We start from the raw sequence: 15061 nt of genomic DNA on the forward strand, positions 1-15061 counted from the left end.
AGCATCGCTTATGCCGGACGGCCTAAGCCGTCCGGGCTGTTTATTTCCTTGCATGCGGACGTTCACTACCATGCTGATTGATCAGAAAATCCCTTTAGGCCAGTACATCGCGGGCTTCGTTGAATGGTTGACGCAACACGGCGCCAACACCTTCGACGCAATCGCCGTGACCCTGGAAACGATGATCCACGGCGTGACGTTTGCGCTGACCTGGTTCAACCCGCTGGTGCTGATCGGCCTCATCGCCCTGCTGGCCCACTTCATTCAACGCAAATGGGGCCTGACCGCGTTCGTGGTCGCCTCCTTCCTGCTGATCCTCAACCTGGGGTACTGGCAGGAAACCATGGAAACCCTCGCCCAGGTCATGTTCGCGACCCTGGTCTGCGTGGTCATCGGCGTGCCGCTGGGCATCGTCGCCGCGCACAAACCGATGTTCTACACTTTGATGAGACCGGTACTCGATCTGATGCAGACCGTACCGACCTTCGTTTACCTCATTCCTACCCTGACCCTCTTCGGGCTGGGTGTGGTACCGGGCCTGATCTCGACGGTGGTGTTTGCCATCGCCGCACCGATCCGCCTGACCTACCTGGGCATCCGCGATGTCCCGCAAGAACTGATGGACGCCGGCAAGGCCTTCGGCTGCTCGCGTCGCCAACTGCTTTCACGGATCGAACTGCCTCACGCCATGCCGAGCATCGCGGCCGGCATCACCCAGTGCATCATGCTGTCGCTGTCGATGGTGGTGATCGCGGCACTGGTGGGCGCCGACGGACTCGGCAAACCGGTGGTCAACGCACTGAACACTGCTGATATCGCCCTGGGCTTCGAAGCGGGCCTGGCGATCGTACTGCTGGCGATCATGCTCGACCGTATCTGCAAACAACCCGACGCCAAAGCAGGGGGTGACGCATGAGCATAATTCGCTTCGATAACGTTGACGTGATCTTCACCAAGGATCCGCGCGAAGCACTGAAACTTCTCGATCAAGGCCTGACTCGCAGTGAGATCCTGAAAAAGACCGGGCAGATCGTCGGCGTTGAAAAGGCCAGCCTGGACATCAACAAAGGCGAGATCTGTGTGCTGATGGGCCTGTCCGGCTCCGGCAAGTCGAGCCTGCTGCGCTGCATCAACGGCCTCAACACCGTGAGCCGCGGCAAGCTGTTCGTCGAACACGAAGGCAAGCAGATCGACATCGCCTCCTGCTCCCCGGCCGAGCTGAAAATGATGCGCACCAAACGCATCGCGATGGTGTTCCAGAAGTTCGCCCTGATGCCCTGGCTGACGGTGCGCGAGAACATCAGTTTCGGTCTGGAAATGCAGGGCCGTCCGGAGAAGGAACGGCGCAAACTGGTCGATGACAAACTCGAACTGGTGGGCCTGACCCAATGGCGCAACAAGAAGCCCGACGAGCTGTCCGGCGGTATGCAGCAGCGTGTCGGCCTGGCCCGCGCGCTGGCGATGGACGCCGACATTCTGCTGATGGACGAACCCTTCTCCGCGCTCGACCCGCTGATCCGTCAGGGCCTGCAGGATGAACTGCTGGAACTGCAACGCAAGCTGAGCAAGACCATCGTATTCGTGAGCCACGACCTCGACGAAGCGCTGAAACTCGGTAGCCGCATCGCGATCATGAAGGACGGCCGGATCATCCAGTACAGCGTGCCGGAAGAGATCGTGCTCAACCCTGCGGACGATTACGTGCGCACCTTCGTCGCCCACACCAACCCGCTGAACGTGCTGTGCGGTCGCAGCCTGATGCGCACCCTCGACAACTGCAAACGCATCAACGGTTCGGTGTGCCTGGATCCGGGCGGCGATTCGTGGCTGGACCTGGCCGAGGGCAACACCATCAAGGGTGCGCGGCAGAACGGTTCGGTGCTGAACCTGCAGAACTGGGCACCGGGGCAAGCCGTGGAAGGGTTGGAGCGCAAACCAACGCTGGTGGACTCGAACATCGGCATGCGCGACGCCTTGCAGATCCGTTACCAGACCGGCAACAAACTGGTGCTGCACGACAACAACCATGTGGTGGGGATTCTCGGCGACAGCGAGCTGTATCACGCGCTGCTCGGGAAGAATCTGGGGTAAGGCGGAATAAAAAAAAGGGATCGCGGTGAGCGATCCCTTTTTTATTGGGTCAGGGAAAGCCCCCTCATCGGAACGCCGCCCGCCTAGCCCTCTCCCGGAGGGAGAGGGAACCGACCGAGTTGTCTTCCGCTATACATCGACCTGAAAGATCAGCGTCGATTATGGATACAGTGAAATTCGTTCAGGTCGGCGTAGTTCTCAAGCATCCCCCAATCAGTCCCCTCTCCCTCCGGGAGAGGGTTAGGGTGAGGGGGAGCTTTTGACTTTAGCTATAGACCCGGCCAAGGAGCTGCCGATGGCTTTCAAACTGATCGAGCACATCACGCGTGATCTGATCCTGTGTGAAGCCCATCAGGTCGTAGTCCTGGCTGCCGTTGTGCAGGTACACCTCGGCGCGGTAGAAACGCTGACGCGCTTCATCGGACTGGACCGACTCGCTCGGGGTGGCCAGGTAGCCGTCCAGGCTCACTTCGTAAACAAAAGGGTTGCCCTCTTCCATCTCGACCCGCACGCCCATGCAGCGCTTGGATTTGCCCAGCAGCGTCTGCACTTCCAGACCCTGTGCACGCATCTGCGCCGCGGCATCTTCCAGCGCCGGGCTGACGTGTTTGTCCATGAAGCGCTGCACCACCGACTGGCTCGGTTGCAGGTCCAGCTGGGTCAGGCGCTCGCTGAAACCACGACGACCGCGTTCAGCCAGTTGCGCCTGCTCCTGTTCGATCTGCATGTCCTGGCGCATCGCCTTGTGCAGGCCGAACATGAAGCACACCAGCACCACCGAGAACGGCAGGCCGGCCAGCACCACCATGGTCTGCATGGCTTCGAAGTTACCGGCAAACAGCAGGCCGATGGTCACCAGCGTGATCACGACCGACCAGAAGATTCGCAGCCAGTGCGGAGCGTCTTCGTCGACGTTGCCGCCCTTGCAGGACAGGTTCGCCATCATCACCGCGCCGGAGTCCGCCGGGGTCAGGAACAGCACGAAACCAACGAAGATCGACACGCCGATCACGACTTTCGACGCCGGGTAGTGTTCCAGCAACTGATAGATCGCCATCGACGGCTGTTCCAGCGCCGTCTTGCCGAGCTCCACCGCGCCCTGGTTCATCACCAGATCCAGCGCCGAGTTACCGAAGATCGACAGCCACGCCAGGGTGAAACCCAGCGGAATCAACAGCACGCCAGCCACCAGTTCACGCACGGTACGACCACGGGAAATACGCGCGATGAACATGCCGACGAATGGGGCCCAGGAAATCCACCAGGCCCAGTAGAACAGCGTCCACAGACCCAGCCAGCGGTCGGACTTCTCGCTGTCGCCTTCATAGACGTACAGGTCGAACGTCTTCAGCACCACGCCGTTGAGATAGTCGCCGATGTTCTGCACGAAGCCGTTGAGCAAGTGCAGAGTCGGGCCGAACAACAGGACGAAAATCAGCAGGCCGCTGAACAGGATGATGTTGAGGTTGGACAGACGACGGATGCCGTTTTCCACACCGGACACGGCGGCGATGGTGGCCACGGTGCTCATCACGATGATCACGATCAGCAGGTTGGTGTTGCTGTGTTCCATGCCGAACAGGTTTTCCAGACCCGAAGACACTTGCAGCGAGCCGATCCCCAGGTTGGTCACCAGACCCAGCAGGGTCACGAACATGCCGAAACCGTCCACCGCATGACCGGCAGCGCCCTTGACCCAACGCTCGCCCACCAGCGGGTACAGCGCCGAACGCAGGGCCAGCGGCTGGTTATGACGGTAAGCGAAATAGGCCACGGCCAGACCGACCAGTGCGTAGATCGCCCAGCCGTGCAGGCCCCAGTGCAGGAAAGTCAGCTGAACAGCCTGACGTGCCGCCATGTTGGTAGCGGACGCGCCTTCCGGCGGATTGAAGTAGTGATCCAGCGGCTCGGAGGCGCCAAAGTACAGCAGCGAAATACCGATACCCGACGAGAACAGCATCCCCGCCCAGGCGCCGTAACTGAAATCCGGGGTGTCGTCCTTGCTGCCCAGTTTGAGTTTGCCGTACGAGGAAAACGCCAGGCCCACCACAAATACCAGGTAAGCGGCGATCACCACCATGTAGTACCAGCCGAAGCTGCGGGACAACCAGGCCTGAGCCACTCCCAGCATTCTGCCGGCCTCTTGCGGGGCGATGATCAGAATGGCGGTCAACAACAGAATCAGCGCGGTAGAGGTGTAGAACACCCAACCGTTGACCGTCACCTTCTCGGGCGGGGTCTTTATAAGCGAGGCAGAACTCATGGCACAAATGCTCCAGGCAGTGCGAGAGAAGAACACAAGGCAACACGGAACCCGACCAATCGGTTAGTTGGCAGCCGACCGGCGGGTGATATAAAGACACCCCGAAAAAAGCCCGAACCTGCAGAGATGGCACCGCGAATCGCCGTCGTGGCCGAGGCATGGACGTTCATCCGAAACCTGGCCTTGAGCGTCTTGCCCATTCAACACGTCCATCGAACATCGAACCGCGCCTTGCCCCGCGCAGGTTTCGAGCATTTTCGGATGTCGGTTTTATCGCCACTTACACGTAGGAAAAATCTGTAGGCAGCGACGATTTGTCGCAGATCTTATTCTTTGTTGATTGAACGTTCAATCAAAACAAAATAGACTGGCCCTCAATCCGATAGGCGTCATTCGCCCGTCGGAAGGCCTAAGGAGATGTGCAAGATGCCCAAGGTCGGTATGCAACCCATCCGCCGCCAACAACTGATCGAAGCCACTTTGCAGGCGGTTGATCAGGTCGGAATGGGGGACGCCAGCATTGCGCTGATCGCCCGTTTGGCCGGTGTCTCGAATGGCATCATCAGTCATTACTTTCAGGACAAGAACGGCCTGATCGCCGCCACGATGCGGTATCTGATGAGCGTCCTCAGCGAGAACGTGACCGCGCGCCGTCAGGCGCTGGCAGACAGCAGCCCCCGGGCGCATCTGCAGGTGATCATCGAAGGCAACTTCGACGCCAGCCAGGTCAATGGCCCGGCAATGAAAACCTGGCTGGCCTTCTGGGCCACCAGCATGCACCAGCCGTCTTTGCACAGGTTGCAGCGGATCAACGATCACCGTCTGTATTCCAACCTGTGCTGCGAGTTCCGCCGTGTGTTGCCGCTCGAAGATGCGCGCACCGCCGCCCGTGGACTGGCAGCTCTGATCGACGGCTTGTGGTTGCGCGGCGCGCTGTCGGGAGACGCTTTCGACACTGCGCAGGCGCAACAGATCGCTTACGAATACATGGATTTCCAATTGGCCAAGCAGGTGAGCTAGAGCACAGAGAAAACGCTCGGCCCCTGAACTGTCACCGACCAGCGATGCCACAGCTACATGGCTCACCCGGTGATCAACGCCAACCACTAATGCACTTGCGAGGACACTATGGCCCGTTTCGAACTGCAAAAACTCTACATCGATGGCGCGTACTCCGACGCCGGCAGCGATGCCACCTTCGAAGCCATCAACCCGGCTAACGGTGAAGTCCTCGCACTGGTGCAACGTGCGACCAAGGAAGACGTCGAGCGCGCTGTGGTCAGCGCCGAAAAGGGCCAGAAAATCTGGGCCGCGATGACCGCCATGGAGCGTTCGCGCATCCTGCGTCGCGCCGTCGACATCCTGCGCGAGCGCAACGATGAACTGGCGGCCCTGGAAACCCTGGACACCGGTAAAGCCTTCTCCGAAACCAAGTACGTCGACATCGTCACCGGCGCCGACGTGCTGGAATACTACGCAGGCCTGGTGCCCGCCATCGAAGGCGAGCAGATCCCGCTGCGTGACACTTCCTTCGTCTACACCCGTCGCGAGCCGCTGGGCGTTGTCGCCGGTATCGGCGCGTGGAACTACCCGATCCAGATCGCCCTGTGGAAATCCGCGCCAGCCCTGGCAGCCGGTAACGCGATGATCTTCAAGCCAAGCGAAGTCACCTCGCTGACCACCCTGAAACTGGCCGAGATCTACACCGAAGCCGGCGTTCCGAACGGCGTGTTCAACGTGCTGACCGGCAGCGGCCGTGAAGTCGGCACCTGGCTGACCGAGCACCCGCGCATCGAGAAGATCTCCTTCACCGGCGGCACCGACACTGGCAAGAAAGTCATGGCCAGCGCTTCGGCTTCGTCGCTCAAAGACGTGACCATGGAACTGGGCGGCAAGTCCCCGCTGATCATCTGCGACGACGCCGACCTGGATCGCGCCGCCGACACCGCCATGATGGCCAACTTCTACAGCTCCGGTCAGGTCTGCACCAACGGCACCCGCGTGTTCGTGCCGAGCCACCTGAAAGCCGCTTTCGAAGCCAAGATCGTCGAGCGCGTTGCGCGCATCCGCATCGGCAACCCGGAAGACGAAAACACCAACTTCGGCCCGCTGGTCAGCTTCCCGCACATGGAAAGCGTGCTGGGCTACATCGCCAAGGGTAAAGAAGAAGGCGCTCGCGTCCTGTGCGGCGGCGAACGTCTGACCGACGGCGAGTTCGCCAAAGGCGCGTTCGTGGCCCCGACCGTGTTCACCGACTGCACCGACGACATGACCATCGTCCGTGAAGAAATCTTCGGCCCGGTGATGGCGATCCTGAGCTACGAAACCGAAGAAGAAGTGATCCGCCGCGCCAACGACACCGACTTCGGCCTGGCCGCCGGCATCGTCACCCGCGACCTGAATCGCGCCCACCGCGTGATTCATCAACTGGAAGCCGGTATCTGCTGGATCAACGCCTGGGGCGAGTCCGACGCAAAAATGCCGGTTGGCGGTTACAAGCAGTCGGGCGTCGGCCGTGAGAACGGCATCAGCTCGCTGAACAACTTCACTCGCATCAAATCGGTACAGGTCGAGCTGGGCGATTACGTCTCGGTGTTCTAAGGCATCAATCGCTTCGCCTGCGAGGCCGTCATCGCCAGCAGGCTGGCTCCCACAGGTTTCGTGTCATCCACCAAGCCTGTGTCACCCCCGATTCACTGTGGGAGCGAGCCTGCTCGCGATTGAGTGCGCAGCACTCACCCAGGCCTGACCTGACCAACTTCAAAGAGGGTGCATTCAATGTCCCAAGAATTCGATTACATCATCGTCGGTGCCGGCTCTGCCGGTAACACCCTGGCGACCCGTCTGACTGAAGACGAAGGCGTCACCGTCCTGCTGCTCGAAGCCGGCGGCCCGGACTACCGTCTCGACTTCCGCACGCAGATGCCGGCAGCCCTGGCATTCCCGCTGCAAGGCCGTCGCTACAACTGGGCGTACGAAACCGATCCAGAGCCACACATGGACGGTCGCCGGATGGAATGCGGTCGCGGCAAGGGCCTCGGCGGTTCCTCGCTGATCAACGGCATGTGCTACATCCGTGGCAACGCGATGGACTACGACGGCTGGGCCAAACTGCCAGGCCTGGAAGACTGGTCGTACCTCGATTGCCTGCCGTATTTCCGCAAAGCGGAAACCCGCGACATCGGCCCGAACGACTACCACGGTGGCGACGGCCCGGTCAGCGTGACCACGCCGAAAGCGGGCAACAACCCGCTGTTCCACGCCATGGTTGAAGCCGGCGTGCAGGCCGGTTACCCGCGCACCGAAGACCTGAACGGCTACCAGCAGGAAGGCTTCGGCCCGATGGACCGCACCGTGACGCCGAACGGCCGTCGTGCTTCCACCGCCCGCGGTTACCTGGACGTGGCCAAGAAGCGTTCGACCCTGACCATCGTCACTCACGCCCTGACCGACAAGGTTCTGTTCGAAGGCAAGCGTGCGGTCGGCGTGCGTTACCTGGTCGGCGCGGCTGAAGAGCGCGTTGAAGCCCGCGCCCGCAAGGAAGTCATCGTCTGCTCCGGCGCGATCGCCTCGCCGCAACTGCTGCAACGCTCCGGCGTCGGCCCGGCGAAACTGCTGGAAAGCCTCGACATCCCGGTGGTTCACGATCTGCCGGGCGTTGGCGAAAACCTGCAGGATCACCTCGAGCTGTACCTGCAATACGCTTGCACCCAACCGGTCTCGCTGTACCCGTCGCTGCTCTGGTACAACCAGCCGGCCATCGGTGCCGAGTGGCTGTTCAACGGCACCGGCATCGGCGCCAGCAACCAGTTCGAAGCCGGCGGTTTCATCCGTACCCGTCCGGAATTCGAGTGGCCGAACATCCAGTACCACTTCCTGCCAGTGGCGATTAACTACAACGGCAGCAACGGTGTGAAAGAGCACGGCTTCCAGGCGCACATGGGTTCCATGCGTTCGCCGAGCCGCGGTCGCATCCAGGTCAAATCCAAGGATCCGCGCCAGCACCCGAGCATCCTGTTCAACTACATGGCCACCGAGCAGGACTGGCAGGAATTCCGCGACGGCATCCGCCTGACCCGTGAAATCATGCAACAGCCTGCACTGGACGCGTTCCGTGGCCGTGAAATCAGCCCGGGCATCGAAGTGCAAACCGATGAGCAGCTGGACAAGTTCATCCGCGAGCACGCCGAAACCGCGTTCCACCCGTCCTGCTCGTGCAAGATGGGCACCGACGACATGGCCGTAGTGGATGGCGAAGGCCGCGTGCATGGCATGCAGGGTCTGCGTGTGGTCGATGCGTCGATCATGCCGATCATCACCACCGGCAACCTGAACGCGCCGACGATCATGATCGCCGAGAAAATCGCCGACAAGATCCGTGGCCGCCAGCCGCTGCCGCGCAGCACCGCTGCTTACTATGTGGCGGGCGATGCACCGGTGAAGGGCAAGCCGATGCGTGATGTGAGTGCTGTTGCTCAGTAATTCAGCTACTGAGCATCAAGGCTAATCGCGAGCAGGCTCGCTCCCACATTTGGAATGTATTTCAACTGTGGGAGCGAGCCTGCTCGCGATGAGGCCCTACCGATCACCACCTATCTCCCTGCTTCCTACAGTAAATCCCCCTACACCCCCTCTTCACTTGATCCTACACCCCACGCAGGCCTACTCTAGTCCTCGCCTGATCGCTTCATCCCTCCCCGCCGAATCCGCTTCGCCGCTGCTCCCATGACAAGGAGGTTCCCTGATGTTCGATTTCCACCCCCAGCTCAAGCAGCGCTTCGCTGCCTTGCGCACGGGCGCCGAATTTTTTTCCCTGCGGTATGTGCGCGAATCCGGGCAGTACCTGTCGGTGCGCAAGAACGTCGCCGAACCGCCGAGCCTGAGCCGCGACGAAGGCGCGATGCTGACTGTCCGGGTCAATGGCGTCGAGGCCTACGCAGCGACCAATGACCTGTCGCAACAAGGCCTGCAAGCCGCCCTCGAGCGCGCCGAGCAGCAGGCCCGGCGGCTCAAGCCCCATGCCCTGCTCGACCTGAGCCAGCAGCCGGTTTCCAGCGACCGCGCCGATTACTTTTCACCCAATCTCGAACAACCCTTCCCGTCGCTGAGCGAATGCTTCGAGCTGCTCGGCGCGGAATCCGCCTCGGTGCCAAGGGATGAGCGCCTGGTGAATTGGCAAGTGAGCATCGGCATCACCCACGTCGAACAGATCTACCTGAGCAGCGCCGGCGCCGAATTGCGCCAGGCCCAGCGCTTCGTCTACCCGAGCCTGGACGTCACCGCCTACGACGGCAACGACAGCCAGACCCGCAGCCTCGGCCGCGAGAACTTCGGCCAGCAGGGCGGCGCCGACGTAATCAACCGTTGCGGCCTGATCGGTGCCGGCCCGCAAGTCGCCGATCAGGCGCTGCAATTGCTGCTCGCGCCGAACACCCCGCAAGGCCAGCGCGACCTGCTGCTGATGCCCGACCAGATGATGCTGCAGATCCACGAATCCATCGGCCACCCGCTGGAGCTCGACCGGATTCTCGGCGACGAGCGCAATTACGCCGGCACCAGTTTCGTCAAAGCCTCGGATTTCGGCAGCCTGCAATACGGCTCGAAACTGCTCAACGTGACGTTCGATCCGGGCATTCCCGAAGAACTGGCGAGTTACGGTCACGATGACGACGGCTCCAAAGCCAGCAAACAATTCCTGATTCGCGAAGGCCTGCTGGTCCGTCCGTTGGGCGGTGCCTTGTCGCAATTTCGCGCAGGTCTCGACGGCGTCGCCAACAGCCGCGCCTGCAGCTGGAACCGACCGCCGATCGACCGCATGGCCAACCTCAACATCGAGCCGGGCGACCAGTCGCTGGAGCAACTGATCGGCGGCATCGAAAACGGCATTCTGATGAGCACCAACCGCTCATGGTCGATCGACGATGCACGCAACAAATTCCAGTTCGGCTGCGAATGGGGCCAGTTGATTGAAAACGGCGAACTCAAGGGTGTGGTGAAAAACCCGAACTACCGGGGCATTTCCGCGCACTTCTGGAAGAGTCTGCGCGCCGTCGGCAACGCCGCCACCACCCAGGTGCTGGGCACGCCGAACTGCGGCAAGGGCGAACCGAACCAGGTGATCCGCGTCGGCCACGCTTCACCGGCCTGCGTGTTCAGCAATGTTGATGTGTTTGGGGGAGACGCCTGATGAGTATTTCCAAGAGCCAGTCCGAGGCGTTCAAGCTGCTGGTCAACTGGCTGCGCGATGCCGTGCGCGAGCCGGAACAGTTCACCCTGAGTTACGACGCCGAATCGTCGGCCTTCGTCCGTTTCAACCACGCCAAGGTGCGTCAGGCCGGGCAAGTTCAGCAAGCCGGTATCGGTCTGAAACTGATCGACGACGGTCGCCATGCCGATCTGCAGATCACCTTGTCCGGCGATCAGGAAGCCGACCTGCAACGCCTTGCCGAAGGCCTGCAACAGCTGCGTGAAACCCTGCCGCTGCTGCCGCAGGATCCGTACCTGTTGCTCAACCACAACGGCTGGCAGAGCCAGAGTGTGCAGGAGCATCCGCTGCCGGACACCGAGCAGGTCGTGGCGCAAATCGCCCAAGCGGCCGAAGGTCTGGATCTGGTCGGCTTCTATGCCGCCGGCCCGATCAGCCGTGGTTTTGCCAGTTCTTCCGGGGCGTTCGGCTGGCATCAGGCCAACAGCTTCAACTTCGACTTCAGCCTGTTCCACGAGAACGGCGAAGCGGTGAAGGCCAGCTACGCCGGACATGACTGGAACAGCGAAGACTTCGCCCGCCGCTTCCAGCAGGCCCGCGAGCAACTCGAGTTTCTCGGTCGACCGCTGCGCACCTTGCCGCCCGGCCAGTACCGCGCCTATCTGGCACCGGCGGCGCTGGAAGAAATCATGGGCATGTTGTGCTGGGGCGGTTTCTCGGCGCAGTCGATTGCCAGCAAGAGCAGCCCGTTGCAGAAGCTGTATGCCGGCGATCAGGCGTTCAGCCCGCTGGTGTCCCTCGACGAAAAAGTCAGTGGTTCGCTGAGTCCGGCGTTTTCCGGCGAGGGTTACCCGCGCAGCGATCTGCGGCTGATCATCGAAGGTCAGGCCGGCGAGCAACTGGTCGGTTCGCGCAGCGCCGCCGAATACGGCCTCACTGCCAACGGCGCCGGCGGCGGTGAATCGCCCAGCGCGCTGAACATGGCCGCCGGCGACTTGTCCCAGGCCGAGATCCTCAAGCAGTTGGGTACCGGGTTGTATATCAGCAACCTTTGGTACCTGAACTTCTCGGACCAACCGGCGGCGCGCCTGACCGGCATGACCCGATTTGCCACGTTCTGGGTGGAAAACGGCGAGATTCAGGCGCCGGTCAGCACCATGCGTTTCGACGACAGCGCCTACAGCCTGCTGGGTTCGCAGCTGGAAGCGTTGACCGCCGAGCGTGAGTTGCTGCTGTCGGCGAGCACCTATAGCCAGCGCAGTACCTCGTCGGCGCTGTTGCCGGGGGCGCTGGTGAGCCGTTTGACCCTGACCTTGTAAAAGCATCGCGAGCAGGCTCGCTCCCACAGGTTCGCGCAGTCCATGTGGGAGCGAGCCTGCTCGCGATGAAGTCACCTCGGATTTACTGCGCTCATCACCAGAGGTTCCATGCCCAACCGCCCGCCTCTCGACGCCATCACCGCCCGCTGGTTGCCATGGGTCGTCGCCATCGCTTTCTTCATGCAGTCCCTCGACGGGACCATCCTCAACACCGCCCTGCCGGCCATGGCCAGGGACCTGGCCGAAGACCCGCTGCGCATGCAGGGCGTGATCATCGCCTACATGCTCACCGTGGCCCTGCTGATCCCGGCGTCGGGCTGGATCGCCGACCGCTTCGGCACCAAGAAAATCTTCTTCGGCGCGATCCTGCTGTTCAGCCTGGGCTCGCTGCTCTGCGCCTTGTCGAGCAGCCTGAGCATGCTGATCGGCGCGCGCGTGATCCAGGGCCTCGGCGGTGCCCTGATGCTGCCGGTCGGACGATTGGTGGTGCTGCGCGCCTACCCGCGCTCGGAACTGGTGCGGATCATGGGCTTCATCACCATTCCCGGCCTGCTCGGCCCGCTGATCGGCCCGACCATGGGCGGCTGGATGGTGGAATACCTGACGTGGCACTGGATCTTCCTGATCAACCTGCCGGTCGGCGTCATCGGTTGCTATGCGGTGTGGAAGTTCATCCCCGACCTGCGCGGCACCGAGCGCACGCGTTTCGATAGCCTCGGTTTCCTGCTGTTCGGCGCAGCGATGGTGCTGATCACCATCGCCATGGAAGGCCTCGGCGAACTGCACCTGCCGCACCTGCGAGTGATGCTGTTGCTGTTCGGCGGCATGGCGTGTCTGGCGGCGTACTGGCTGCGCGCCGGGCACATTGAAAACCCGCTGTTCGCGCCGTCGCTGTTCAAGACCCGCACCTTCGCGGTCGGCATCCTCGGCAACCTGTTCGCCCGCCTGGGCAGCGGCGCCCTGCCGTTTCTGGTGCCGTTGCTGCTGCAAGTGGCGCTGGGTTATTCGCCGTCCCAGGCCGGGATGAGCATGCTGCCGCTGGCGGCTGCGGCGATGGTCGCCAAATGGGGCGCGCGGCCGCTGATCGAGCGCCTGGGCTATCGCATCGTGCTGACCGGCAACACCCTGTTTCTGGGGATCATGCTGGCGAGCATGGGCCTGGTCAGCGAGCAGACGCCGTACTGGCTGCTGCTGTGCCTGCTGGCGGTTCTCGGGGCGATCAACTCGCTGCAATTCACCGCGATGAACACCGTGACCCTGATCGACCTCGACGACGCCAGCGCCAGCAGCGGCAACAGCCTGCTGTCGGTGGTGGCGCAGTTGTCGCTGAGCCTGGGCGTGGCGTGTGCCGGTGCGCTGCTCGGCGGCTTTACGGCGGAGATCGGCAACGATGGCGTCGAGACCGTGTTGGGCGCTTTCCAGCTCACGTTCGTGACCGTCGGGATCATGGCGATGCTGGCGGCGACGATTTTCTCGCAGCTCTCGAAAGAGGACGGACGGCGCGCCAAGCGCCGGGAAGAACACATCGAGCATTGACCGGGGTCTGCGTGGCGAGGGAACCGGCCCTCGTCACAGGCTTTGCGTTCGTCCAGAACTTTCGAGGAAAGTGGCCAGAGGCTGCTACACTGCGCGACATTTTGTTTTGCAGGCCAGTCCCGTGACCACCATCGCCACCGCTTTTAATACTTTGCCGCTGTCCGCCGCCATGCTGGCTAACCTCGACTCCCTCGGTTATGCCCAGATGACGCCGATCCAGGCGCAAAGCTTGCCGGTGATCCTCAAGGGGATGGACCTGATCGCCCAGGCCAAGACCGGCAGCGGCAAGACCGCCGCGTTCGGCATCGGCCTGCTGAACCCGATCAATCCGCGCTACTTCGGTTGCCAGGCGCTGGTGATTTGCCCGACCCGTGAGCTGGCCGACCAGGTCGCCAAGGAAATCCGTCGTCTGGCCCGTGCCGAAGACAACATCAAGGTCCTGACCCTGTGCGGCGGCGTATCCTTCGGCCCGCAGATCGGCTCGCTGGAGCACGGCGCGCACATCATCGTCGGCACCCCGGGCCGCATCCAGCAGCACCTGCGCAAGGGTTCGCTGGTCCTCGACGGCCTCAACACGCTGATCCTCGACGAAGCCGACCGCATGCTCGACATGGGTTTCTACGACGCCATCGAAGACATCATCGAGCAGACCCCGGCCCGCCGTCAGACCCTGCTGTTCTCGGCGACCTACCCGGTGGGCATCAAGCAGCTGGCGTCGAAGTTCATGCGCGACCCGCAAACGGTCAAGGCCGAAGCGTTCCACGACGACACCCAGATCGAACAGCGCTTCTACGAAATCTCCCCGGAAGAGCGCATGAGTGCGGTGACCAAGGTCCTGCACCACTTCCGCCCGGCCTCCACCGTGGCGTTCTGCTTCACCAAGCAGCAAGTGCAGGAAACCGTCGATCACCTGACGTCCAAAGGCATTTCCGCTGTCGGCCTGCACGGCGACCTGGAACAGCGCGACCGCGATCAAGTACTGGCGATGTTCGCCAACCGCAGCACTTCGGTACTGGTCGCCACTGACGTTGCCGCTCGTGGTCTGGACATCGATGCACTGGACATGGTGATCAACGTCGAACTGGCCCGCGACTCGGAAATCCACATTCACCGCGTCGGCCGTACCGGTCGTGCCGGCGAGAAAGGCATCGCGGTCAGCCTGGTGGCGCCGTCCGAAGCGCACCGCGCGCAAGCCATCGAACAACTGCAGAAAACCCCGCTGAACTGGGATCAGGTGGATAACCTCAAGTCCCAGGGCGGTGCCCCGCTGCAACCGCCGATGAGCACGCTGTGCATCGCTGGCGGCCGGAAAGACAAGGTACGTCCGGGCGACATTCTTGGCGCACTGACCGGTGAGGCCGGGATTCCGGGCGCTCAGGTCGGCAAGATCGCGATCTTCGACTTCCAGTCCTATGTAGCCGTTGAACGCACCGTGGTCATGCAGGCGCTGCAGCGTTTGAACAACGGCAAGATCAAGGGTCGTTCGCTGCGCGTTCGGGTTTTGTAAGCGATCTACCATCCAAAGTAGATCCCCTGTGGGAGCGAGCCTGCTCGCGATGGCGGACTGTCAGCCAACAACTATGTTGCATGTGCCGACCTCATCGCGAGCAGGCTCGCTCCCACATTGGTTTCCGGTGAATTTGAATT

General features: G+C 62.1%; 10 protein-coding genes. 9 read left to right on the forward strand and 1 reads right to left on the reverse strand.

Features of this window, described 5'->3' with window-relative positions:
- Positions 1–70 precede the first annotated feature (70 nt).
- Entirely contained in the window at positions 71–916 is an 846-nt protein-coding gene (gene choW, locus CAF76_RS04335; protein WP_039767993.1) for a choline ABC transporter permease subunit, read from the forward strand.
- Positions 913–2091 (forward strand): choline ABC transporter ATP-binding protein, encoded by a 1179-nt coding sequence (gene choV, locus CAF76_RS04340; RefSeq protein ID WP_011336304.1) that lies wholly within the window; start codon positions 913–915, stop codon positions 2089–2091. The genes choW and choV overlap by 4 nt, the downstream gene beginning before the upstream one ends.
- A gap of 265 nt (positions 2092–2356) precedes the next feature.
- On the opposite strand, the gene CAF76_RS04345 is transcribed toward choV, so the two are convergent.
- Positions 2357–4297, reverse strand: a complete 1941-nt coding sequence (locus CAF76_RS04345) for a BCCT family transporter (RefSeq protein ID WP_223290698.1) — start codon at positions 4295–4297, stop codon at positions 2357–2359.
- 483 nt (positions 4298–4780) lie between these two features.
- Between CAF76_RS04345 and betI the strand changes: the two genes are divergently transcribed.
- The 7 genes from betI (at position 4781) to dbpA (ending at position 14921) form a co-directional block, all read left to right on the forward strand.
- Positions 4781–5374 (forward strand): transcriptional regulator BetI, encoded by a 594-nt coding sequence (gene betI / locus CAF76_RS04350; protein ID WP_011336305.1) that lies wholly within the window; start codon positions 4781–4783, stop codon positions 5372–5374.
- A 108-nt stretch (positions 5375–5482) separates the two neighbouring features.
- On the forward strand, positions 5483–6955 hold the full coding sequence (betB, locus tag CAF76_RS04355) for a betaine-aldehyde dehydrogenase (protein ID WP_064599979.1): 1473 nt from the start codon (positions 5483–5485) through the stop codon (positions 6953–6955).
- Between the two features lie 177 nt (positions 6956–7132).
- On the forward strand, positions 7133–8836 hold the full coding sequence (gene betA / locus CAF76_RS04360) for a choline dehydrogenase (RefSeq protein ID WP_085646933.1): 1704 nt from the start codon (positions 7133–7135) through the stop codon (positions 8834–8836).
- 262 nt (positions 8837–9098) lie between these two features.
- A complete protein-coding gene (locus CAF76_RS04365; protein WP_085646934.1) occupies positions 9099–10541 on the forward strand; it encodes a TldD/PmbA family protein in 1443 nt (480 codons plus the stop codon).
- Positions 10541–11878: a TldD/PmbA family protein gene (locus tag CAF76_RS04370; RefSeq protein ID WP_085612999.1), complete on the forward strand. Its 1338-nt coding sequence runs from the start codon at positions 10541–10543 to the stop codon at positions 11876–11878. Before CAF76_RS04365 ends, CAF76_RS04370 begins: the two co-directional genes overlap by 1 nt.
- A 108-nt stretch (positions 11879–11986) precedes the next feature.
- On the forward strand, positions 11987–13414 hold the full coding sequence (gene mdtD / locus CAF76_RS04375) for a multidrug transporter subunit MdtD (protein WP_039767988.1): 1428 nt from the start codon (positions 11987–11989) through the stop codon (positions 13412–13414).
- A gap of 121 nt (positions 13415–13535) precedes the next feature.
- Positions 13536–14921: an ATP-dependent RNA helicase DbpA gene (gene dbpA / locus CAF76_RS04380; protein ID WP_007959732.1), complete on the forward strand. Its 1386-nt coding sequence runs from the start codon at positions 13536–13538 to the stop codon at positions 14919–14921.
- The last annotated feature ends 140 nt before the right edge of the window (positions 14922–15061 follow it).

Source organism: Pseudomonas sp. B40(2017) (genome assembly GCF_002112855.1).
Lineage (GTDB): Bacteria > Pseudomonadota > Gammaproteobacteria > Pseudomonadales > Pseudomonadaceae > Aquipseudomonas > Aquipseudomonas pharyngis.